The organism is Arthrobacter sp. C152 (genome assembly GCF_054890965.1).
In genome coordinates this window covers 1-21,414 of the sequence record NZ_JBTZSU010000002.1, presented here as the reverse complement: position 1 = coordinate 21,414, position 21,414 = coordinate 1, and the positions used below count along the sequence as shown (strand labels likewise).

20 protein-coding genes are annotated in these 21,414 nt (G+C 67.4%); 13 read left to right on the top strand and 7 right to left on the bottom strand.

What is annotated here, in order from left to right; genetic code table 11:
- Positions 1 to 102 precede the first annotated feature (102 nt).
- From ACYSM9_RS01505 to ACYSM9_RS01495, 3 genes are all read left to right on the top strand, one after another.
- On the top strand, positions 103 to 1,140 hold the full coding sequence (locus ACYSM9_RS01505) for a bile acid:sodium symporter family protein (RefSeq protein WP_461855223.1): 1,038 nt from the start codon (positions 103 to 105) through the stop codon (positions 1,138 to 1,140).
- Positions 1,141 to 1,264: 124 nt separating this feature from the next.
- Positions 1,265 to 3,730: a molybdopterin oxidoreductase family protein gene (locus ACYSM9_RS01500; RefSeq protein ID WP_461855222.1), complete on the top strand. Its 2,466-nt coding sequence runs from the start codon at positions 1,265 to 1,267 to the stop codon at positions 3,728 to 3,730.
- A complete protein-coding gene (locus ACYSM9_RS01495) occupies positions 3,727 to 4,209 on the top strand; it encodes a hypothetical protein (RefSeq protein WP_461855221.1) in 483 nt (160 codons plus the stop codon). The genes ACYSM9_RS01500 and ACYSM9_RS01495 overlap by 4 nt, the downstream gene beginning before the upstream one ends.
- A 19-nt stretch (positions 4,210 to 4,228) precedes the next feature.
- Here ACYSM9_RS01495 and ACYSM9_RS01490 read toward each other — a convergent pair whose 3' ends face one another.
- Positions 4,229 to 4,996, bottom strand: a complete 768-nt coding sequence (locus ACYSM9_RS01490; protein ID WP_461855453.1) for a MerR family transcriptional regulator — start codon at positions 4,994 to 4,996, stop codon at positions 4,229 to 4,231.
- A 213-nt stretch (positions 4,997 to 5,209) separates the two neighbouring features.
- Here ACYSM9_RS01490 and ACYSM9_RS01485 point away from each other — a divergent pair, with 213 nt between their 5' ends.
- From ACYSM9_RS01485 to ACYSM9_RS01470, 4 genes are read left to right on the top strand one after another with little or no spacing between them, the layout of a single operon-like run.
- Positions 5,210 to 6,115 (top strand): alpha/beta hydrolase fold domain-containing protein, encoded by a 906-nt coding sequence (locus ACYSM9_RS01485; protein ID WP_461855220.1) that lies wholly within the window; start codon positions 5,210 to 5,212, stop codon positions 6,113 to 6,115.
- A gap of 55 nt (positions 6,116 to 6,170) precedes the next feature.
- The gene (locus ACYSM9_RS01480; RefSeq protein WP_461855219.1) at positions 6,171 to 7,046 is read left to right on the top strand and encodes a fumarylacetoacetate hydrolase family protein; all 876 of its coding nucleotides are present in this window, start codon (positions 6,171 to 6,173) and stop codon (positions 7,044 to 7,046) included.
- On the top strand, positions 7,046 to 8,812 hold the full coding sequence (locus ACYSM9_RS01475) for an FAD-dependent monooxygenase (RefSeq protein WP_461855218.1): 1,767 nt from the start codon (positions 7,046 to 7,048) through the stop codon (positions 8,810 to 8,812). Before ACYSM9_RS01480 ends, ACYSM9_RS01475 begins: the two co-directional genes overlap by 1 nt.
- Positions 8,790 to 10,025, top strand: a complete 1,236-nt coding sequence (locus ACYSM9_RS01470) for a DUF3500 domain-containing protein (protein WP_461855217.1) — start codon at positions 8,790 to 8,792, stop codon at positions 10,023 to 10,025. Before ACYSM9_RS01475 ends, ACYSM9_RS01470 begins: the two co-directional genes overlap by 23 nt.
- Positions 10,026 to 10,102: 77 nt before the next feature.
- Here the strand turns inward: ACYSM9_RS01470 and ACYSM9_RS01465 are convergent, their stop codons facing one another.
- The 4 genes from ACYSM9_RS01465 to ACYSM9_RS01450 form a co-directional block, all read right to left on the bottom strand.
- Complete coding sequence (locus ACYSM9_RS01465) at positions 10,103 to 11,173, bottom strand: quercetin 2,3-dioxygenase (protein ID WP_461855216.1); 1,071 nt, start codon at positions 11,171 to 11,173, stop codon at positions 10,103 to 10,105.
- A gap of 124 nt (positions 11,174 to 11,297) precedes the next feature.
- Complete coding sequence (locus tag ACYSM9_RS01460) at positions 11,298 to 11,597, bottom strand: DUF4193 domain-containing protein (protein ID WP_461855215.1); 300 nt, start codon at positions 11,595 to 11,597, stop codon at positions 11,298 to 11,300.
- A 148-nt stretch (positions 11,598 to 11,745) separates the two neighbouring features.
- Positions 11,746 to 12,606, bottom strand: a complete 861-nt coding sequence (locus ACYSM9_RS01455) for an SDR family NAD(P)-dependent oxidoreductase (protein ID WP_461855214.1) — start codon at positions 12,604 to 12,606, stop codon at positions 11,746 to 11,748.
- A gap of 33 nt (positions 12,607 to 12,639) precedes the next feature.
- On the bottom strand, positions 12,640 to 13,296 hold the full coding sequence (locus tag ACYSM9_RS01450) for a hypothetical protein (RefSeq protein ID WP_461855213.1): 657 nt from the start codon (positions 13,294 to 13,296) through the stop codon (positions 12,640 to 12,642).
- Positions 13,297 to 13,522: 226 nt separating this feature from the next.
- Here ACYSM9_RS01450 and ACYSM9_RS01445 point away from each other — a divergent pair, with 226 nt between their 5' ends.
- The gene (locus tag ACYSM9_RS01445; RefSeq protein WP_461855212.1) at positions 13,523 to 14,731 is read left to right on the top strand and encodes an aspartate transaminase; all 1,209 of its coding nucleotides are present in this window, start codon (positions 13,523 to 13,525) and stop codon (positions 14,729 to 14,731) included.
- 32 nt (positions 14,732 to 14,763) lie between these two features.
- Positions 14,764 to 15,459, top strand: coding sequence for a 4-carboxy-4-hydroxy-2-oxoadipate aldolase/oxaloacetate decarboxylase (locus ACYSM9_RS01440; protein WP_461855211.1), 696 nt, complete (start codon positions 14,764 to 14,766; stop codon positions 15,457 to 15,459).
- A gap of 158 nt (positions 15,460 to 15,617) precedes the next feature.
- Here ACYSM9_RS01440 and ACYSM9_RS01435 read toward each other — a convergent pair whose 3' ends face one another.
- Entirely contained in the window at positions 15,618 to 15,860 is a 243-nt protein-coding gene (locus tag ACYSM9_RS01435) for a hypothetical protein (protein ID WP_461855210.1), read from the bottom strand.
- 121 nt (positions 15,861 to 15,981) lie between these two features.
- Positions 15,982 to 16,932, bottom strand: coding sequence for a nitrogen assimilation transcriptional regulator NAC (gene nac, locus ACYSM9_RS01430; RefSeq protein WP_461855209.1), 951 nt, complete (start codon positions 16,930 to 16,932; stop codon positions 15,982 to 15,984).
- Positions 16,933 to 17,328: 396 nt separating this feature from the next.
- Here nac and ACYSM9_RS01425 point away from each other — a divergent pair, with 396 nt between their 5' ends.
- From ACYSM9_RS01425 to ACYSM9_RS01410, 4 genes are read left to right on the top strand one after another with little or no spacing between them, the layout of a single operon-like run.
- A complete protein-coding gene (locus ACYSM9_RS01425) occupies positions 17,329 to 18,114 on the top strand; it encodes a LamB/YcsF family protein (RefSeq protein WP_461855208.1) in 786 nt (261 codons plus the stop codon).
- A 2-nt stretch (positions 18,115 to 18,116) separates the two neighbouring features.
- Positions 18,117 to 18,848 carry a 5-oxoprolinase subunit B family protein gene (locus tag ACYSM9_RS01420; RefSeq protein ID WP_461855207.1) on the top strand — a complete coding sequence of 244 codons (732 nt, stop codon included), beginning with the start codon at positions 18,117 to 18,119 and terminating at the stop codon, positions 18,846 to 18,848.
- Entirely contained in the window at positions 18,845 to 19,858 is a 1,014-nt protein-coding gene (locus ACYSM9_RS01415) for a 5-oxoprolinase subunit C family protein (RefSeq protein ID WP_461855206.1), read from the top strand. The genes ACYSM9_RS01420 and ACYSM9_RS01415 overlap by 4 nt, the downstream gene beginning before the upstream one ends.
- A gap of 41 nt (positions 19,859 to 19,899) precedes the next feature.
- Entirely contained in the window at positions 19,900 to 21,240 is a 1,341-nt protein-coding gene (locus ACYSM9_RS01410; protein ID WP_461855205.1) for an MFS transporter, read from the top strand.
- The last annotated feature ends 174 nt before the right edge of the window (positions 21,241 to 21,414 follow it).

Here is a 21,414-nt window from a genome sequence, read left to right as displayed (position 1 = left end):
GTTACTGTCCAGCGGTCCGGGATCTTCCGGGTGTCGTGCCCGGTGTGACCGTTAACGGTCATCAATTGGCGGAATCATATAGGACAGTGCCACCATTATTGGATGCTTGAGGCAACTAAACCCCAGAATTCCCCGGACGGAACACCCGTCAACCCAGCGCTCGCAGCGGAAAGCAGGATCGCGCGCATCGCGGTGACGGTGTTCCCCATCCTGGTGGTCGTCGCCGGCGTCCTCGGCTTCCTGCTCCCCGGCGTCTTCAAGCCTCTGGGGCCGACCGTGCCGTACCTGCTGGGCATCATCATGTTCTGCATGGGCCTGACCCTGACCCCGCCGGACTTCGCCGCCGTGGCCAAGCGGCCCTGGGCGGTGGCGCTGGGCATCGTGGCACACTACATCATCATGCCCGGCGCGGGCTGGTTGATCGCCGGTGCCCTGAACCTGGAGCCCGAACTGGCCGTGGGCGTCATCCTGGTGGGCTGCGCCCCGTCCGGAACCGCCTCCAACGTGATGGCCTTCCTGGCCAAGGGCGACGTCGCCCTCTCCGTGGCGGTAGCCTCTGTCTCCACCCTGATCGCCCCGATCGTCACCCCGCTGCTGGTCCTGTTCCTGGCGAGTTCCTACCTTTCCATCGACGCCGGCGGCATGGTCCTGGACATCGTCAAGACGGTGCTCCTGCCGGTGGTGGCCGGCCTCCTCGCCCGGCTGTTCCTCAAGAAACTCGTCGGCAGGGTCCTGCCGGCACTGCCCTGGGCGTCCGCCGTCGTCATCTCCCTGATCGTGGCCATCGTGGTGGCCGGCAGCGCCAGCAAGATCGTCGCTGCCGGGGCCATCGTCTTCCTCGCCGTGGTGCTGCACAACGGCTTCGGCCTGGGCCTGGGCTACCTTGCCGGGAAACTGGGCCGCCTGGACGACAAGGCCCGCCGCGCCCTGGCCTTCGAAGTGGGCATGCAGAACTCCGGCCTGGCCGCCACCCTGGCCACCGCGCACTTCAGCCCCCTGGCGGCATTGCCGTCCGCGGTGTTCTCCCTGTGGCACAACGTTTCCGGGGCCATTGTTGCTGCCTGGCTTGCGCGCCGTCCCCTGCAGGACCGGGCGCAGGTTGCACTGCAGGACGCAGCAGTGCCGGAAGAACGCGCCTGACCTGCACCATTACCGCTGCCTGAGCCCCGGGCCCGGTGTTTTCCCCCGCCCATTCTGGGTAAAGAATCCGTTAGGGGCAGCGCCGCCCGCGCTGTCCGGCCAATTCCGGACGGGAGAGGGAAAGATGGCTCGGATCGACCGAATAGCCGAACCCTGGGGGACGAGGACGCCCTACGGCAGCGGGGATGAATGGCCCGTGCGGGTGGACACCCACCTGGCCGACGGCCTGGCCCCGGAGGACGTGGACACCTGGGTCCAGACGGCGTCGCTCCTGCACTCCAATGGCGACGCCATGGACATCGCCGTCAAGGACAAACGGATCGTTGGGGTCCGTGGGCGGGCGGTGGACCGGGTGAACCATGGCCGCCTCGGTCCGAAGGACCTGTACGGGTGGCAGGCAAACGCCTCCCCGGACCGGCTCACCAAACCCCTCATCCGCGAGGGCGGGAAGCTGGTGGAAACCGACTGGGACACCGCCATGCAACGCGTCGTGGACCGCTCCAAGGCGCTGCTGGCGGAGCAGGGCCCCAGCGCCATTGGCTTCTACACCACCGGACAACTGTTCGCCGAGGAGTACTACACGCTGGGCGCGATTGCCCACGGCGGAATCGGCACCAACCATGTGGACGGGAACACCCGGCTGTGCACGGCAACGGCAGCCGAGGCGCTGAAGGAGTCGTTCGGCTGCGACGGCCAGCCCGGCTCCTACACCGACGTGGACCACGCCGACGTCATCGCCCTTTACGGCCACAACGTCGCTGAGACCCAGACCGTCCTCTGGACCCGGATGCTGGACCGGCTGGCCGGGCCCAACCCGCCAAAGATCATCTGCGTGGACCCCCGCCTCACGCCCGTGGCCAAGGCCGCCACCGTGCACCTGGCGCCCCGGCCGGGAACCAACGTTGCCCTGATGAACGCGATCCTGCACGAGATCATCGCCAACGGCTGGGTGGACCAGGAGTACATCCAGGCCAACACCGTGGGCTTCTCCGACCTGGAAAAAGAGGTCAGGAAGTACCCGCCGGCACTGGCGGCAGAGATTTGCGGCGTCCCGGCGGAGAAGATCCAGCAGGCGGCCGGCATCATCGGCCGCGCCGAACGGCTCCTGTCCACGGTGCTGCAGGGCTTCTACCAGTCCAACCAGGGCACCGCCGCCGCGGTCCAGGTGAACAACATCAACATCATCCGTGGCATGCTCGGCAAGCCGGGCTGCGGCATCCTGCAGATGAATGGGCAGCCCACCGCCGAAAACACCCGCGAGTGCGGCGCGGACGGGGACCTGGCTGGCTTCCGGAACTGGTCCAACGACGCCCAGGTCAAAGACCTGGCCCGGGTCTGGAACGTGGACCCCATGTCCATCCCGCACTACTCGCCGCCCACCCACGTCATGCAGATGATGCGGTACGCGGAGGACGGCTCCATCAGGATGCTGTGGGTCAGCGGCACTAACCCGGCCGTCTCGCTGCCCGAGCTGGCCCGCGTCCGCAGCATCCTCAAACAGGAACGGCTGTTCCTGGTGGTGCAGGACATCTTCCTCTCCGAGACCGCCCAGCTGGCCGACGTCGTACTTCCCGCCGCCACCTGGGGCGAGAAAACGGGAACGTTCACCAACGTGGACCGCACGGTGCACTTGTCGGAGAAGGCCGTGGACCCGCCCGGTGAGGCCCGGCCCGACCTGGCGATCTTCATCGACTACGCGCACCGGATGGGCCTGAAGGACAAGGACGGGCAGCCGCTGGTCACATGGCACGATCCCGAGTCCGCCTTCGAAGCCTGGAAGGAATGCTCCCGAGGCCGTCCCTGCGACTACACCGGCATCACCTACGCCAAACTGCGCGGCGGCTCCGGGATCCAGTGGCCGTGCAACGAGGACAACCCCGACGGCACCGAACGGATTTACGCTGACGGAAAGTTCTGGGCGCACCCGGAGTACTGCGAAACCTACGGCCGCGACCTGATCACCGGCGCGCCCGTGGACCCCTCCGAGTACAAGGCCCTCAACCCGGAGGGCAAGGCCATCATCAAGGCCGCCGAATACATGCCGGCGCACGAACTCCCCAGCCAGGACTTTCCGCTCCAGCTCATTACCGGGCGCACGCTCTACCAGTTCCACACCCGCACCAAGACGGGCCGGGCACCGGAACTGCAGGCAGCGGCGCCTGACGTCTGGGTGGAGTTGTCGGCGGACGACGCCGGCGCCTACGGGATTGCCGAAGGGGACCTTGCGGAGGTGGAGACACCCCGCGGTTCCGTCCGTGCCAAGGTCCGGATCAGCGGCATCCGGACCGGCGCCCTGTTCCTGCCCTTCCATTACGGCTACTGGGACACACACGGCGGCCACGAGCCGGACGGTGCAGGCCGGGCAGCGAACGAACTGACCATCACCGACTGGGATGCCGCGTCCAAGCAGCCCATCTTCAAGACGGCGGCCGCCCGCATCACCCGGGTCTCCGGCGGCGACGGACCCTCCCCGGCACCCACCACCACGGCCTCGGCTCCCCTGGGCAGCTTCCCGGAGGAAGCCGCGACAAAAGGCATTCCGTCCGCCCTGGCCGACGAAGCCACCGGAACGGCAGGAGGGGAACGATGAAATTCGGGCTGGCCCTGGAGGAACTGCACCGTTCCGAAAACGACCTGGCACACCACCTGCTGACCATCTCGGAGCGGCACAAGGTGGACCACGAGATCTACCACCTGGCCCGTGACCTGGCGCGCTGGTCCCAGCAGCACGTCCGTGACATCGCCAGTATGGCCAGGAACTATGGCGAGGACCTGGACCCGGAGCCCCGCGGTGAGGCGGGCCTGATGGAAACGCTGCGGGAGAAGGGCAGCGAGATGGTGGGCCGCCGGCCCGAGACCGGGATGCTCCTGCTGCGGGACCTGCGCGAGCTCTACCTGATGGCGTGCGGGGTATCCGCCGACTGGGAGCTCCTTGCCCAGGCCGCGCAGGGCAATAAGGACAAGGAGCTGCTGGCCCTCGCCGAGGCCTGCCATCCCCAGACCATCCGCCAGATGAAGTGGGCCAACGGAAAGCTGAAGGAATCCGCCACCCAGATCCTGGTCAGCTGAGCGCCAGCCACGGGAACTGTCAGCCGGCCTCCCGGGCCGCCTGCAGGTGAGCGACCAGCGCCTGCATCTGCCCGGCGGTCCATGGCAGCGCCTTGCTCAGTTCGGCGCTGTTCTCGCTCCACATGGTGCGGGCCGCGGTCTTGGTGCCCTCGCTGCTGTGGAAGCGCGAGCCCAGCTCGTCCCAGCGGCGCACCAGGTCCCGGGCCTCCGGGCTGGCGGCCGGGACCCCGCCGTCGACCTGGCGCAGGCCCTCCGCCACCAGGCTGGCCCACTCGGTCCGTGAATCCTCCGTGGCTTCGGCTCCCAACAAGGCACGGCGCTCGTCGAGTTCCCTGCGCTGGTCCTCGGTGAAGTAGTTCTCGAACATCGTCATCCTTTCCAAAACGGTGATGAAATATGCGGGCTCCGCGTGCCCGTTGCTGCTGATGCGGTCCAGCAGTTCCTGGATGGTGCGTCGGAGCTGCTCCAGCCGGCGGGCCTGGTCGCCCAGGGCCTCCAGTTGCCGGAGCAGCAGGAGGTGCAGTGATTCCGGACCGGCCTGTGAGCCGTCAGCCGGACCGTCCAGCACCGCGGCGATCTCCCCGAGCGGTACCCCAAGGCTGCGCAGCGTCCGGATGCTGTACAGGCGCCGCAGGTCCTGCTCCGTGTAGCGGCGGTGGCCGGCGGCGGTCCGGTCGCCCGCCCGGAGCAGCCCGATGCTGTCGTAATGGTGCAGCGCCCTGACCGTCATGCCGGTGGCCGCGGCCAGCCCGCCGATGCTCCACCGCGCTCCGTTCGCATCATCCATACCGCCCACGGTAGATCCTGACGCCGCGTCAGGTTCAAGCCCCCGTGAAAAGGTGGCCGCGCCGTGGCGCTACTCCCGTCGAAGCAGTTTCATTCAGTGAAACTGCCCGCGCGGCGCGCCCGCCGTGTACCCCAAAGTTGAGTCCAGAGACGCGGCGCACAACGCGCCGCACCGGTGATGCATGACAGGAACGGCGCGGAACACATGGAGTCAATGACGACGGCACGGCGGATCCTGCGGGGGATCGAGTTCGCCCGGCCGCGGACCACCGCCCCGCTGTTGCTGGACCTCTACCTTCCGGACGACAGTCCCGACACCGCGCCCTCCGGCCAACCACGGCACGGCCGGCCCGCCGTGGTGCACTTCCACGGCGGCGGCTGGCGGACGGGGGAGCGGTCCTCGCTCGGGCCGCATGTGGACGGACTGGGCATCAGTCCCATCGGGCGGCTGGTGGACGCCGGGTTCGTTGTTGCCTCCGCGGATTACCGCCTCACGGACGTTGCCACCTTCCCTGCCCAACTGCTCGACGCGAAGGCGGCGGTCCGCTGGCTCCGCGGCCATGCGGCGGCGTACGGCGTGGACCCGCACCAGATCTTCGCCTGGGGTGACTCTGCCGGCGGCCACCTCGCCGGCCTCGTTGGCCTCACTGCCGGATCCCCGGCTTTCACCGACGGCAGCGCGGACGGCACGGTGAACGTACCTGACGGCGTCGCCGCCGTCGCCGCCTGGTACCCGCCCACGGACCTGGTCCGGATGGGCACCCAAGCCCGGCCTGACGCCGTCGTACGCGCCGACGATCCAGGCTCCCGCGAAGCCCTGCTGATCGGCGCCCAGCCGGCCGGGGCGCCGGACAAAGCCAGGGCAGCAAGCCCGCTCAGCTATGTGCACGGCGATGCGCCGCCCTTCCTCCTTATCCACGGAACGGCGGACCGTTTCGTCCCGGCGGCGCAGTCCACCAGCCTCGCCGCAGCCCTCCAAGTCGCAGGCAGCGCCGTCGAACTCCTCCTGCTGGAGGGGGCGGACCACATGTGGTCACTGCCCGACGGCAGCAATGAGGCCGCGGAGCAGGCCATTGCCGCCACCATCGATTTCTTCCGCCGCCAGGCGAAGCAGCACTGACTTCCCGCCCCATCGCCTGGGCACCTGCCCAGGGACAGACCTGAAAGGCCTCCCCATGCAGTTCATTGGCATCACCCATCGCGGCGAACCCTGGGCCGCCGCGCTCGCCGGCTCGCGCGTCCTTCCGCTGGCCACCGTCACCGAGTTCTGGGCCAACCCCGAAAACTGGCGGGATAAGGCAGCATCGCTGGCAGCGGCGGCAAGGGAAACAGCCGACGGCGGAGGCTGGCTGGAGCGCGGCAGCGTCCCCGAGGTGCCGCCCGTCCCGGCGCCGGCCCGGGTGATCTGCGTGGGGCTGAACTACAAGGCGCACGCGGCCGAAGGCAGCTACAAGGACCAGGAGCTGCCGCCGCACCCCACCCTTTTTGGCCGCTGGACAGCATCCCTGTCCGTGGGCAACGTACCGGTTCCCGTCCCCGAAGGTGAGGCCGGGCTGGACTGGGAAGGCGAGGTGGCCGCCTACATTGGCCGCCGGGTGGAGTCCGCGGACGAGGATGAAGCGGCCGACGCCGTCTTTGGCTACTCCACCTTCAACGACATCACCTCCCGGACCGCCCAGAAGCTCACCTCGCAGTGGACGCTGGGAAAGAACGGCGACTTCAGCGGCCCGCTGGGCCCGCTGGTCAGCCGCGGCGACGTGGGCGACCTCCGCGACGGGCTGCAGGTGCGCACCCGCGTCAACGGCATCGAAGTACAGAACGGCAACACCCGCGACATGATCTTCCCCGTTCCGGCCATCATCTCGCTCATCAGCCGGACGTTCACGCTGCACCCCGGAGACGTCATCGCCACCGGCACCCCGGAAGGGGTGGGGTATGCCCGCGAGCCGCAGTGGCTGCTGCAGCCCGGCGACACGGTGGAAGTGGAGATCGAGAAACTCGGCACCCTGGCCACCCCCGTCGGCGGTCCATCCCTGCGGAGCCGTGCCTGATGAACGCCTTCCATCACGCTGCCGACATCCCGTTGGAGGCGCAGGTCCTGATCTCCGGCGGTGGCCCCAGCGGGCTGTTCCTGGCCCTGGACCTGGCCTCCCGCGGCGTTGCCAGCACCGTCATCGAACCGCGGACCAGCGTGGACCAGACCCGGCCCCGGGCCAAGACCACCAACGCCCGGACCGTGACGCACCTGCGCCGGCTGGGCCTCGCGGACGCGCTCCGCGATGCGTCGCCGCTGCCCGTGGACCATGCCCAGGACGTCATCTTCTGCACCGGCCTGACCGGCCCGTCCGCGCATGAACTGCGGCGGTTCCCGAACGCCTTCCAGCTGGTTCCCGGCCGCTACGGCCCCCAGCCGGAGTGCGGCCAGCAGGTGCCCCAGCCCGTCCTCGAGGAGGTGCTCCGCACCGCCGTCGCGCACCACCCCCTGGTCACTTTCCTTCCCGGTTGGAGCGTGACCGCAGTCAGCGGTCCTGAAGGCGATGCTCCCGCCGGGCCGTACGCCGTCGCCGTCGCCGATGCCACAGGTGCCGCCAGCACCATCCGCGCGGAGTACGTCATTGGGGCCGACGGCGGATCGTCCGCCGTGCGCCGCAGCCTCGGCATCCGCCTGGCGGGCGGGTCCGAGGCGATGTCCAACATCAGCATCCTGTTCCGTTCGCAGTCACTGGCCGCCGCCATCCCCCTTGACCCCGCCGTCCAGTACTGGGTAGTGGGCCCGGAAACGTCCGGCATGGTGGGGCCGATGGACCTCGACGGCACCTGGTGGGCGATCGTGCAGGGCGTTGATCCGGACGTCACGGTTACCCCCGCCGGCGCCGCCGCGATGGTCCGCTCGCTGGTGGGCGCTGGGGTGGATGGTGCCGGCGTCGACGTCGAGGTGCTCGCCACCGATCCGTGGACGGCCCGCATGCTGCTCGCGCCCGGCTACAGCAGCGGCAATGTCTTCCTGGTGGGCGACGCCGCGCACCTCAACCCGCCGTGGGGCGGCCACGGGTTCAACACCTGTATCGGCGACGCTGCCAACCTCGCCTGGAAGCTCGCCGCAGCCATTCAGGGCTGGGCCGGTCCGGGGCTCATGGCCAGCTACGGGGAGGAACGCCGACCCGTCGCCGCCCGGACCATCAGGGACGCGGCGGAGAACGGCAAGGCGCTGGCCTACCACTTCGCCAATCCTGGGCTCACCGCCCCCGGACCGCGTGGCGACGCCGCGCGGGCTGCAGCCCACGCGGCGCTGGCCGTCAAGCAGAGCGAGTTCGATTCCCTGGGCCTGGTGCTCGGCTACGCCTACGGCGGCTCATCCGTGGTGGTGCCGGACGGCTCGCCCGTTCCCGCCGAAGACCCCATCCGCTATGTCCCCTCCGCCAGCCCCGGGGCGTTGCTGCCGCATGCCTGGCTGGCCGACTCCTCCCTTTACGACCTTCTGGGGGAGGGTTTCACGCTGCTGGCCGACGCCGGCGCGCTGCGCGGGGTACCAGCCGACATGGCCTTTGCCCCGGTCCTCGAGGCGGCCGCCCGGCACGGCATCCCGGTGACCGTTGCCGCCGTCGGGCCTTCGGGGGACGGAACCGGTCCCGCAGAGCTGTGGGGCGCCGACTCTGTGCTGGTCCGCCCGGACCAACACGTGGCCTGGCGCGGCAGTTCTGCTGAGGAGGCAGCCGCCGCAGTTCCAGTGGCTGCCGGCTGGCCGCTGACGGCGCCGGACGAAACCACATCACCCGAACAACCCAGGAGCGCCCGTGCCGACGCCGTCATTTCGTGACTTCCTCTTCGCCCCCGACCACCCCCGCGTTGCCGGCATCCGTGGCCTGAACGCCCGGGAGTACGCCGAAGCCGCAAAGGCCGATGCGTTTGCCGGGCCCATGATCGAAAGCTGGCGGAAGCTCTACCCGCAGCCCTTCACCGGCATCACCAACGACGGCGTCCGGCGGGAAGGCCTGTATCCGCTCGCCCCGGCCCGGCCAGGGGAGGAGGCGCCGACGGCGGAGATGGTGGCAGCGGCCCGCAAGCTCCTGGACGCTCTCACGGCAGACCAGGCGCGGAAGCTCAGGTACGCCGTGGACGCACCCGAATGGCAGAGCTGGGCCAACCCGGAATTCCTGCAGCACAACACCGGGCTCCGGCTGGACGAGCTCGATCCACCTGTCCGCGACGTTGTGCTGGGGCTGGTGGAGGCAAGCCTGAGTCCGCAGGGGTTCGGGCTGGTGCGGAACCTGATGCGCATCAACGGCTTCCTGGGGAACCTGGTGGAACTGCCGCTGCTGATGAACGAGTTCAGCTACAACGTTGCCCTCTACGGGGAGCCGTCGGAGACCGAACCGTGGGGGTGGCAGCTGTTCGGCCACCACGTGGCGCTGAACTGCCTGGTGGTGGGAACACAGCTGGTGGTCTCGCCCGTGTTCATGGGCGCGGAACCGGACATGATCGACGACGGCCCGCACCGGGGCGTGAAGGTGTTCAAGGAGCGCATCGCCCTGGCCCGGCAACTGATGGGTGCGCTGCCTGCGGGGCTGCGGACGAGCGCTGTTGCCTATGCGTCCATGGTGGATCCGGCCATGCCGGAGGGCCGCCTCCACCCGGGCGACGAACGGCACCTGGGCGGCTGCTTCCAGGACAACCGCGTGATTCCGTATGAGGGCATCCGGGTGTCAGGCCTGCCGGACGCGGCCCGGGAACTGCTGGACGCCGTGGTGGAGGACTTCATCGCCTACCTCCCCGACGGGCCCCGCGCCGCCCGCCTCCGGGAAATCCAGGACCACTACCCCGAGAGCTTCTTCAGCTGGATCGGCGGCTGGGAACAGGACGAGGCGTTCTACTTCCGGCTGCAGAGCCCGGTGGTGGTGCTGGAACTGGACCACCACACCGGGGTGTTCCTCAGCAACGACGAACCCGCCCCGTTCCACATGCACACCGTGGTCCGCACCCCCAACGGCAACGACTACGGCCGCGACCTGGTCAGGCAGGCCACCGCCTGAGCCACCCATAGGTCGCTGTAAACACAGCAGGCCCGGACTTCCTTACGGAGGTCCGGGCCTGCTGTGTTGGATGTGCGTTAGGGGATGTCCAGCGCTGCGCGGCGCTGCGGCGGGGGACCCACCACGGTCAGGTCCATCTCGGCCTGGGCGCGGCCAAAGCCCTCCATGTCCATGTAGGGCTCGCCGCCCTCGGTGTACATGTAATCCTCGGTGGGCTCATTGAAGTACTCGAAGAACCCGTTGAACACCGACGGCGTGAGGAAGCCCAGCATCTGGGTGTTATGCGCGTCCAGTGCGAACGAGTGGACCGTGCCGGCGGGCGCGTGCACGAAATCGCCCTTGGTCAGGAGCATTTCGCGGCCGTTGGCGTAGAGCCACATGCGGCCCTCGGTGCAGAGGAAGTTCTCGGTGTGCTGCGAGTGGAAGTGCAGCGGAATGTACGGTGACTTGGCGCCCTTGGTGTGCACCGCGAAGTAGTTGGACCCCGTGTTGGCGGGCCGGGAAAGGTAGGTAAACATGGTCTGGTAGCTGACCATCCGCTCACCCTCGCCGGCACTGAGGAAGTACGGACTCTGCGACGGCGGCAGGCCGGCGTCGTGCTTGAACGACGGCGCCACGCGCTCAACGTCGGGAAAGGTGATACCGAACTCCGCCCCCACCTCGGCCTGCTCCTGCAGGCTGGCCTTGTGTCCGGGCCGGACCGGCGGCACGTGTGAATCGATCGGCGTGCCTGCGCGCTCGTAGTAGGCCTCCGCGCCGCCGGGGGTCATCCAGTTCAGGAACCGGGTGTAGTGGCTGGCCATGCGGTAGGCGTGCGGGGTGTTCGGCGGGATGACCACCGAATCGCCGGGCGTCAGGATCCTGCTCTCGCCGGGCAGCCAGACGTGCAGGATCCCGTCGAACACGTAGAGCGTCTTGTGCTCAATACTGTGGCTTACGAAAGGGGATTCCGCTCCCATTCCCCCGGAGATGTACGCAGCGCTGAAGATGCCGCCCGTATCGGCGGCGCGGGCGATGACCGTGACCAGCTGGCCATTGATTTCGTACCGTGCGCCCTCGCCCGACGCCATGTAATACGGGACCGCCTCCCCGGGCAGCGCGTTCGCCACCGGGAGTTGCTTGTTCATTTCCTCAACGCTGAGGGACATGGTTTCCTTCCTTCCAGTCGGCCGGCCCTTGCCGGAGCGGAACCTACATCATGGCTGTCCATCGCTCCGGCCACGAGCCCGGATTCCAATGGTTGAAATCCGAACCTGACCAGCCGGTATCCCGCTATCCCTCACATTCCTTGCAGTACTTCTTGCCGTCCTTTTCCCGGGCAAGCTGGCTGCGGTGGTGGACCAGGAAGCAGGACATGCACGTGAATTCGTCTGCCTGCACCGGCACCACCTGGATGAGGAGTTCCTCGTTGGAGAGGTCCGCGCCGGGCAGCTCGAAGCTGTCCGCGAGGTCCGTCTCGTCCAGGTCGGGACTGGCTTCCCGGCGGCTGGACTTGTCGGACTTCAGCTCCTCCAGGGCGACGTTCGGCTCTTCCTCGGGAGTCACCCGCGGAGCGTCGTAGTCAACTGACATGTGGTGGTTCTCCTGTCGACTTTCTTTCTGGTTGTCCGGGACTGGATTCTAGACTGTCGTCCCCAGGTTCCAGTCCTGAACAGATCGACAACGCAGGGCCGGCCCAACAAATTCCCGGCCCGCGTCCTGCCCCTGTCCAGCCCCTACTTCAGCTGAAATCCGTGCCTGCAAGCCGGGCGCACGCCTCCCACAGCCGCCGCCGTGCCCCAGGGTCAGACCCCATGCCGGGGGTGGGAAGTTGCTTCCGCTTCGCCCACAGCTTGCCGGTGACCGCCGCCGCCTCCGGGGCAGTGGCAAGCCACAGCGGCGTGTCCGCCGCCCGCTCTGCCGTCTTTCCCAGCGTGTTCGTGAGCCACCGGAACGGCCCGCCCACGTCCTGCAGCAGGCCGGTGTTCCGCACCAGTCCCGGGTGGACGGCGTTGGCCACCACGCCTGTACCACGCAGGCGTTCGGCAAATTCCTGGGTCAGCAGCACCCGGCCCAGCATGGTGGGCGGCGTGGACCGGAGGAAGCTGTAGGTCCCGTTGGCCGTCTGCAGGTCGTCGAAGGGGATTTTGACGTTCCCGTACTTGGACGCGATATTCACGATCCGCGATGGGTTTGCGTCGGTGGCACCGCTCCTGAGGCTGTCCAGCAGGAAGCCGGTGACCAGGAAGTAGGACATCACGTTGGTGGCGAAGGTGAGCTCAAGCCCCTCGGCGGTTTCCTGGCGTTCCTTGCGGAACACGCCGGCGGCGTTCACCAGCACGTCCAGCCTGCCGTGCCGGGAACGGAACCCATCCACGGCGGCACGGATGGAGGACTGCAGCGAAAGATCGCATGCGAGCGGCTCCACGTCCGCGCCCGGAACACGGGTCCGGATATCCGCCATCACCGCCTTCGCGCGCCCTTCGCTCCGGCCCACGACGACGACAGTGGCACCTTCGCGGGCAAGGCCGGCAGCCACTGCCCGCCCGATCCCACCGGTGGCGCCGGTCACCAATGCAACGCGCCCGTCCATCCGTGCCATGCCATCGCCTCCCGGTGGTCAGATCTTCCGGGACTATCCCAGCACTGTCCGGAGGATCTGGCCAGTGCCCTTAGGACCAGAGCCTTTCGGGCTGGAACCAGGGGCCTCCCGGGACGCCCGGGGCGTGGCGATGCCCCTGGTCACCTTGGGGATTTCCTCGTGCTTCAGCCCGCTGGCCGCGGCGAGCTGGTAGTCGTCCAGCAGGCGCAGTTTCCGTGCCGTGGCGAGCACCTCGGCGCGGGCTTGCTCGACGGCGGCACGCGCCCCCTCGACGGAAGCCAGCTCCGCCGCAAGCTCCCTGAGGGTCGCCAGGTGGGAGTCGGCGGATTGCCCGGACGGAAAGAATTCGTCCCGCCGCGCCCCGATGCCACGGACCGTCGCGGCAGGCATTCCTGCCGCCCGGGCAACGGGGGCCGCCTTCACGCCGTCGCACACCGCCTGGGCAACCCGCTCGTTGAGGCCACGCGAAAGCGCGCGCAGCCGGCTCGAGTGCAGGGAAATCATGCGCTTCTGCTGTGCCAGGAGGGACAGCAGCTCTTCGGCCCGGGCCACGGCGGGGTCGGGCCTGGGCACGCCCCGGTACCGATAGGTGCGCTGCGCGCCGCCGGTTCCTCCCGTGGCGTGCGTGACCGCCGCCGGCGCGCGTCGACTCGGCTCAGTGTCCTGTGGGGAGGTCTGTCTGCCGGGCACCGGTTGCTCCTCTGTTCGCGGCATGGGGGTCTTCCCTGCACGCTACGCCGCCTCGAACCCGTGCAGCCAATACCAATAACCCGTGGTGCGATAGGCAAAACTTCTGGCTGCCCTGTCATAAGGGCTGCTTATCCGTCCACGCACTTTAGGTCTTATCCAAGCCGGTCCCTCCCTGCCTAGGCTCGAAGGAACCACCCTCATCCGTCCTTGAACCCTGGAAGAGACCATGCCTGAATTCGTGCCCGCATCACGTGTAACCCGAATCAAATCCTCGCCAAGTGTTGCCGCGGCGGCGCGTGTGCGGGAGCTCAAGGCCGAAGGCCGGCGGATCCTCGACCTGACCGTGGGCGAGCCGGATTTCGATACGCCCCAGCACATCAAGGACGCCGCCATTGCCGCCATCGGCCGCGGCGAAACAAAGTACACATCAGTCACAGGTACGCCCGAACTCCAGAAGGCCATCCTGCAGACGCTGGAGCGCAAGACCGGGCAGCACTACACCCCCGGGGAGATCACCATCGGCGGCGGCGGAAAGCAGGTCATCTTCACCGCATTCATGGCCACGCTGGACCAAGGGGATGAAGTTGTCATCCCGGCACCGTACTGGGTCTCCTACCCGGACATGGTGCTGGCCAACGAGGGAACCCCGGTCATCGTGCCCTGCGGTGAGGACACCGGCTTCAAGCTCACCCCGGAGGCACTGTCGGCGGCCCTCACCGGACGCACCAAGTGGGTCATCCTGAACACACCCTCCAACCCCACCGGCGCGGTCTACTCCCGCGAGGAGCTCGCCGGCCTGGCCAACGTCCTCAAGGACCACCCCGCCGTCTACGTCCTCACCGACGAAATCTACGACGAAATCCACTTCGGCAATGAACCGATCACCAGCCTCGTGGCTGTGGCCCCGGAGCTTAAGGACCGGGTGCTGGTGACAAACGGCGTCTCGAAGGCCTACGCGATGACCGGCTGGCGGCTCGGGTACGCGGGCGGACCGGCACCGCTGGTGGGCGCCATCAACAAGCTGCAGTCCCAGATGTCGTCCTGCCCGTCGTCGGTCAGCCAGGCCGCCGCTGCCGCAGCCCTCACCGGCGACCAGGCCTTTGTCCGCGAAAGTGTGGAGGTTTACCGCGAACGCCGCGACGCAGCTGTTGCCGGGCTGAACGCCATCGAAGGGTTGAAATGCTCGACGCCGGACGGCGCCTTCTACGCGTACGTCAACTGTGCGGGGGTCATCGGGCGGACGGCGCCTGACGGCAGGCAGATCACCAACGACGAGGACTTCACCCTCTACCTGCTGGACGCCGCCTCGGTGGCGGTCATCCAGGGCTCGGCCTACGGCCTGGGCCCCTACTTCCGGATCTCCTACGCCACCGGACTGCCCGTCATCGAGGAATCCATCGCGGCGATCGAAAAAGCCGTCCAGGCACTGTCCTGACCCATCCACCCATCCGCTTTTTAGGAGCACCCATGATCCACGTCAAAACGAAATTCGACCGGCCCTCGGAAGACGCCATCCAGCGGCTGTCCAAGTTCTCCTCCGCCACCGTCCATGAAGCACAGGGCCGCAAAGGCGCGCTGAGCTCCAGGATCAAGCCGATCGACCGCAGCATGTCCTTCTGCGGCCCGGCTGTCACGGTGGTCTGCGCCCCGCGGGACAACCTGATGCTCCAGGTGGCCATCCATTACGCGCAGAAGGGCGACGTTGTCCTGGTCTCGGCAGGCGAATACGAGGAGGCCGGCACCTTCGGTGACGTGCTGGGCAACGCCATGAAGGCGAAGGGCCTGGCGGCAATGGTCACCGATTCCGGTGTCCGTGACACCAAGGACCTCATTGAACTCGGCCTGCCGGTGTTCTCCGGCAGCGTCTGCATCAAGGGCACCGTCAAGGAAACCATCGGCCCCATCAACCACCCCGTGGTGTTCGGTGACGAAATCGTCTACCCCGGCGACGTCCTGCTCGGCGACGCCGATGGCGTGGTGGTGGTCCGCAAGGACGAGATCGAGGAAGTCATCAAACTGTCCCAGGCACGGGTAGATGCCGAAGACGACCTCATCCGCCGCTACAAGGAAGGCGGCACCACCATCGAACTGTGCAAGCTGACCGACGTCCTCAAAGCCAAGGGCCTGCTGGTGGAGGACGCCGAACTGGAGCCCGCCCTGTAACAGGCCGGCGGAGGTCCCAAATGAAGAGGCCCGGGGTTCCTTTCGGAACTCCGGGCCTTCCCTCTTGTCGGACTGTATTTCAACCATCGAGTGCTCCGTAACTGCCGTTATGGGCGACCTAAACGGCAGTTACGGAGCACTCGATATGTGGCGGCCAGTCAGTTCATGCCGGGCAGGAGATAGGCTGGCGGGCCCACTTGGGAGTCGTCCAGGTACCACATGGTGGACCCGCGCTTGCCCGGGGGCATCATGCTTCCCTCGAAGACAAATACGGGATCCGATGCCGCACCGTCCTCGGCCCGCCAGAATCCGTTGGTGGGGCAGTGCGAGCCGGTGCTGGCCTTTAGTTGGATTCTCCGTTCCGGGGCTTTCCGGTACTGCAGGCTGGTGATCTTTTTCATGGCGGGCTCCAGGGAATTAATGCCGGGTGGACGCTTTTCCAGCGGACCTTTTATGGTTTTATCCTAGAACTCCGGATAAGCCCTGAATAAGACAAAACAACAGTGCCCTGATAAGACTGCCTTATGGTGCGGACCGGCTGTTGGCGGGAAGTGGCGGATATTTGCTGCGCAGCATTTCCTGGAGCATTTCCTTCAGCACCAGCAGGACCGCTGATCCGGCCTCGGACAACGGCTCATGGTCGGGGGTGCACAGGGCGATTTTGCACTGCAGCGCGGGGTCCACGATCCGCAGGACCCGGAAGTCCTCCTCGTGGAACAGTGCATCCGCGGCCGATTTGGGCAGGATGGTGGCCCCGAGGTCCATGCGCAGCAGCCTGGTGAGTGAGGGCACCGATTCGATCTCGCCCACCAGCTTCAGCTTCATCCCCTTGTTTTCGATGCCGGCCTCCACCACCTGCCGCAGCGTATGGATCTGTTCCGGCAGGAACAGACCCAGGGTGGCCGCTTCCTCCAGGGTGATGGTGTCCGCGTCCGCGGCGACCGGAAGGTCACGCCGCGAATTCACGATCAGGTACAGGTCCTCCACGATCAGCGTGGTGAACCGCACGCCGCGGATGGGGCCGGGCTCGTAGATGAGTGCCATGTCCAGCCGCCCGTTCTTGATGGCTTCGCTGAGCACGCCGCCGTAGATCTCGGTCAGGTGGAGGACGATGTCCGGGTAGCGCCGGCCCACTTCGCTGATGATCCGTGGAGTGAGGCTGGAGGCCATGCTGTAGGGCGCAATGGCGATGGAGACCCGGCCCGACGGCGCGGCGCCGGAGGCAGCCACATCCACCCTCGCCTGCTCCACCAGCCGGAGGATGGTCTGCGCATGCCGGTACAGGGTATGGCCGGCGGCCGTGGGCTCCACCCCCTGCTTGCTCCGGATCAGGAGCCGCTGCTTCAGTTCGGTTTCGAGGGCAGAGACCTGCTGGCTCAGTGCCGGCTGCGCCACATGCAGGGCGGCCGCCGCCTTGGTGATGCTTCCCGAGTCCACGATCTTCACGAAGTACGCCAGCTTCCGGGTGTCCATAGCGCTCCTCTTTCCGGCGGGACGGCACAGCAGTGCGGGGGTCATACGTTGGCGCTATGGCGGGACAGGCATTACGTCTTTGTGTGGTCCCCGTCCCGGGCATAGGTTAATTGCAGACGACTTTTCAATGACCAGAACATTCTATCCCCGCTCCGGCCATAGCTGCTTCCAATGACGGCATATGCATTTTGCATAAGCGGCGGGAATCGGCAATTGACCGCATTCCTTTACATTTACGAAACAAGCGAAAAGTACATTCTTCGTATCGGCGCCTATTGCGGCCGGCAGGGGTCATAACGGTCCCCTATCCCGTGACACGGATTACGTCTTTGTGTGGCCGAATTCCCGGTGCCACACTCATTTACACCCGAATTGCCCAGCAGAGGAAGGCCCGCAATGCCCACAGTTGATCTCGTCGCGGATCTTGGTGAAGGTTTTGGCGCCTACTCGATCGGTGACGACCAAGCCCTCCTGGACATCGTCTCCAGCGCCAACATCGCCTGTGGATTCCATGCCGGCGACCCCGACATCATGAATGCCACCGTGGCCGAGTGCGTCCGCAAGGGGGTGGGCATCGGTGCCCACCCCAGCTTCCCGGACCTCCGCGGCTTCGGCCGCCGCGCCATGGACCTCACCGCGGACGAGGTGCGCAACGACGTCATCTACCAGCTCGGAGCCCTGAACGCGTTCGCCGCCTACCACGGCACCTCCGTCTCCCACCTGGCGCCCCATGGCCGGCTCGGAAACCTCGTGGCCACCAGGGCCGACTACGCCGAGGCCGTGGCTGACGCCGCCGCCCGGGTGGATCCCAACCTGATTGTGCTGGCCCAGGACGGCGAGCTCGCCAAGGCCGCCGCGGGGCGGGGCCTGCCGGTGGCCATCGTGGGCATCGCCGACCGCGCCTACCGGGAGGACGGCACCCTGGTGCCCCGCAGCCAGCCTGGAGCCGTCATCCACGACCCCGCCACCATCGTCGAGCGGACCGTCCGGATGGTCTGCGAAGGGCTGATCGAGACCTCCTCCGGCAGCGACCTGCCCATCCAGGCGGACACCGTACTGCTGCACGGGGACAACCCCGGCGCCGTCGAACTCGCCCGCCTGATCCGCGCTGAACTTGTTGCCGCCGGTGTCAGCATCGCCCCCCTGGCGCAGGTGCTCGCCGCAAAGCAAAAGGTTTCCTGACCATGGCCACCGCAACAACAGCAACCCCGACGGTGCTGGACATCCAGGAATCCGGTGATGCCGCCCTGCGCGTCGTGGCGCAGTCCAGTGACGCGGAAGCCAACTGGGCCACCGTCCACGCGCTGGCCGGCTGGCTGGCAACCGCCGGCGTCGACGGAGTCCACGGCGCCGTCCCCACGTACGATTCCGCTCTCATCGAATTCGACCCCTATGTCACCTCCGCGCGGCAGGTCCGGGCCTTCGTGCTCCTGGGCATGCGCCAGCTGGACTTCACCGGCAGCCCCATGCGGAAGCCGCGGCGCTTCGAGGTGCCGGTGGTGTACGGCGGGGACTACGGACCCGACCTGGAACGCGTGGCAGAGCACCAGGGCCTGGACGTTGATGAGGTCATCGCCCGGCACACCGCAAAGACCTATATCATCCGCTGCCTGGGCGCTCCGGCGGGCTCGCCCATGATGGACGGCCCGGACTTTCCCGTGCCGGTGCCGCGGCTGAAGGACCCGCGCCTGTCCGTCCCCGCCGGAGCGGTCTCCGTGGCCGGACGCCAGGCAGTGATCGCACCGGCAGTGGCGCCCGGTGGATGGTGCGTCATCGGGCAGACACCGCTGACCGTCCTGGACGCAGCACGCGAACCGCTGGTGCCCTACGTTCCTGGGGACGAACTGCGCTTCCACCAGATTCCCGAGGAGGACTTCGGCCGCTTCGCCGGACAGTTCCTGGAGGCACGGCCATGACCGGTTCACTCGTCATCCTGCAGCCCGGCCACTCCGTGGTCACGGACCTGGGCCGGACGAAAGGCCCGGCCTACGGCCTGCCCGTCAACGGGGCCCTGGATCAGTACTCAGCCAAAGCCGCCAACATCCTGGCCGGCAACGCGGACAACGAGCCCCTGCTGGAGCTCACTGCCCTGGACTTCCGGATGCGCGCCACGACGGACCTCCTGATCGCTGTCACCGGGGCGCCGCTGGACCTCACAGTGGGCGGCCGCGACTGCCCGCAGTGGGAGCCGGTGTCCGTGCGGGCCGGCGAAACCGTTGCCGTCCGCGGGATCCGCACCGGGCTCCGGGCGTACATCGCCGTCCACGGGTCCTTCACGGTCCCCAGCCTGCTCGGCAGTTGCGCGCCGGACACGGTGGTGGGCTTTGGCCTGAAGCTCGACGAAGGCAGCGAACTCACCACAAAAAAGTCCGTCGCTCCCATCACCCAGCCCCACTTCGGCCTGCCGCTGTTCCGGCTCGGCCTGGCCAAACCCGAGTTCTCCACCCACCCGGTCATCGAGGTTACCGACGGCCCGGATGTGGCCGAATTCGGCGACACGGCGGACCTGCTCTTCACCACGCAGTACACCGTGAGCCCCCGCAGCAACCACATCGGGCTCCGGCTCGGCGGTGCCCTCCCGGAACGGCAGCTCACCGGCGAAGTGCTCTCCCGCGGTGTTCCCGTCGGGGCCATCGAGGTCCCCTCCAGGGAGGAACTGCTGGTGCTGCACCGGGGCCGCGGGGTGACGGCCGGTTACCCGGTCCTGGCAGTGGCCACGAGCCGGTCCCTGGACGTCCTGGCACAGGCGAGGCCCGGACACACCATCACCTTTCGAAAGACAACCGTGGCGGAAGCAACGGCCAAGCACCGGGCAGCCTGCCTCGAACTGGAGAGGCTCCGGAGCACCATCCAAACGGTCTTCGGCCTCCTCGGCATCGGCGCCGGAGACCGTTGGCATGGACTCAGCCCGGCGTCAGGAGCCTGAACACCGTGAACGCTTTTCCCCAACCTACTAAGGAAGACACGATGTCAACATCAACGAATGCGGTAACGCCGCAGCATGACCGCCTGACTGCGAAGCAGGCACGCAAAGTGGTCACGGCCGGCTGCGTGGGCATCTTCGTCGAACTCTACGACAACGGCATTTTCGCCTTCATGGCCGGTACCCTGGCTCTCGTCTTCCTGGCGCCCGGGAACCCGGACAACGCCCTGCTGTTCGTCTTCGCCGGCTACGCCATCTCCTTCTTCGTCCGGCCGCTCGGCGCCGTCGTCTGCGGCTACCTGGGCGACATCATCGGGCGGCAGAAGCTGCTGGTCTTCGTCATTATGCTCATCAGCGTGGCCACGGCCGGCATCGGCCTGTTGCCCCCGTACGCCGCCATCGGCATCGCCGCGCCGGTCCTGCTGGTCCTCCTCCGCCTGATCCAGGGCTTCTCCGTAGGCGGTGAAGCCGCCGGCGCCATGACCTTCCTGGCCGAGCACGCCCCCGAAGGCAAGCGCGGCGTCATCACCTCCTTCGCCCAGATCGCCTCCTTCGCAGCACTGCTCACTGGCACCCTCGTGGCCTTCGCCATGTCCCCGTGGCTCACCCAGGCAGCGATCGACGGCGGCGGCTTCGGTTCCTTCGCGTGGCGCATTCCGTTCCTGGTCGCCATCCCCATGGGCATCATCGGCTTCTACATCCGCAAGGCCATCAGCGACACCCCGAACTTCACCAAGCTCAAGGAAGAGGGCGGTCTCTCCAAGAACCCGCTCAAGGAAGCCTTCCAGTCCGCCGAACACCGCCGTGCCATGCTCCTGGCCCTGTTCATCCCGCTGATGAATGGCTCCGGCTACTACGTCCTGTTCTCCTACATGCCCACGTTCCTCAAGGGCAAGCAGCTGAACTTCACCATCGGCCAGGCCCTGCTGGTCACCGCCTGCAGCCTGGTGGTCATCTGCATCGCCATCCCGTTCATGGGCGCACTCTCCGACCGTATCGGCCGCAAGAAGGTCATCGCCGGCTCCGCCATCGCCATGGCTGTCCTGGGCATCCCGTCCTACGCGCTGATCGCCACCGGCAACATGGGCCTGGCCATCCTGGGCGCCTGCATCATGGCCGTCGTCTTCGCCGGCCACACCGCCGTCATCCACATCCTGATCGTCGAGCTGTTCCCCACCCGCGTCCGCTACTCCGCCTACGGCCTGGGCTACAACATCTCTTCGGCACTGTTCGGCGGCACCGCGCCCCTGCTGATGACCTGGCTGATTTCCGAGACAGGCAACGTCTACATGCCGGCCTTCTACGCGGTGCTCACTGCGCTGGGCACCCTTGCCGCCGTGAGCACGGTCAAGGACCGCGCCCACGAACCGCTCCGGGATGCATAGCCCGCTCCGGGACGCATAACCCGCTCCGCGGCGCAGAAACCGTGCCGCCCAACCATTCCCGACCAGCGGCTCTTGCGTCAGGCCCCGTTGCCGGACGCAAGAGCCCTCCGATTCCCCACCTCCTGGAGAACCAATGTCCTTTTCTGATTACACCACCGCCCTCGTCACCGGGGC

Excerpts from the sequence above, each read along its gene's own strand:
- ACYSM9_RS01505 (WP_461855223.1), top strand. The coding sequence starts at position 103 with ATGCTTGAGGCAACTAAACCCCAGAATTCCCCGGACGGAACACCCGTC.
- ACYSM9_RS01500 (WP_461855222.1), top strand. The coding sequence starts at position 1,265 with ATGGCTCGGATCGACCGAATAGCCGAACCCTGGGGGACGAGGACGCCC.
- ACYSM9_RS01495 (WP_461855221.1), top strand. The coding sequence starts at position 3,727 with ATGAAATTCGGGCTGGCCCTGGAGGAACTGCACCGTTCCGAAAACGAC.
- ACYSM9_RS01490 (WP_461855453.1), bottom strand. The coding sequence starts at position 4,996 with ATGGATGATGCGAACGGAGCGCGGTGGAGCATCGGCGGGCTGGCCGCG.
- ACYSM9_RS01485 (WP_461855220.1), top strand. The coding sequence starts at position 5,210 with ATGACGACGGCACGGCGGATCCTGCGGGGGATCGAGTTCGCCCGGCCG.
- ACYSM9_RS01480 (WP_461855219.1), top strand. The coding sequence starts at position 6,171 with ATGCAGTTCATTGGCATCACCCATCGCGGCGAACCCTGGGCCGCCGCG.
- ACYSM9_RS01475 (WP_461855218.1), top strand. The coding sequence starts at position 7,046 with ATGAACGCCTTCCATCACGCTGCCGACATCCCGTTGGAGGCGCAGGTC.
- ACYSM9_RS01465 (WP_461855216.1), bottom strand. The coding sequence starts at position 11,173 with ATGTCCCTCAGCGTTGAGGAAATGAACAAGCAACTCCCGGTGGCGAAC.
- ACYSM9_RS01460 (WP_461855215.1), bottom strand. The coding sequence starts at position 11,597 with ATGTCAGTTGACTACGACGCTCCGCGGGTGACTCCCGAGGAAGAGCCG.
- ACYSM9_RS01455 (WP_461855214.1), bottom strand. The coding sequence starts at position 12,606 with ATGGCACGGATGGACGGGCGCGTTGCATTGGTGACCGGCGCCACCGGT.
- ACYSM9_RS01445 (WP_461855212.1), top strand. The coding sequence starts at position 13,523 with ATGCCTGAATTCGTGCCCGCATCACGTGTAACCCGAATCAAATCCTCG.
- ACYSM9_RS01440 (WP_461855211.1), top strand. The coding sequence starts at position 14,764 with ATGATCCACGTCAAAACGAAATTCGACCGGCCCTCGGAAGACGCCATC.
- ACYSM9_RS01435 (WP_461855210.1), bottom strand. The coding sequence starts at position 15,860 with ATGAAAAAGATCACCAGCCTGCAGTACCGGAAAGCCCCGGAACGGAGA.
- nac (WP_461855209.1), bottom strand. The coding sequence starts at position 16,932 with ATGGACACCCGGAAGCTGGCGTACTTCGTGAAGATCGTGGACTCGGGA.
- ACYSM9_RS01425 (WP_461855208.1), top strand. The coding sequence starts at position 17,329 with ATGCCCACAGTTGATCTCGTCGCGGATCTTGGTGAAGGTTTTGGCGCC.
- ACYSM9_RS01420 (WP_461855207.1), top strand. The coding sequence starts at position 18,117 with ATGGCCACCGCAACAACAGCAACCCCGACGGTGCTGGACATCCAGGAA.
- ACYSM9_RS01415 (WP_461855206.1), top strand. The coding sequence starts at position 18,845 with ATGACCGGTTCACTCGTCATCCTGCAGCCCGGCCACTCCGTGGTCACG.
- ACYSM9_RS01410 (WP_461855205.1), top strand. The coding sequence starts at position 19,900 with ATGTCAACATCAACGAATGCGGTAACGCCGCAGCATGACCGCCTGACT.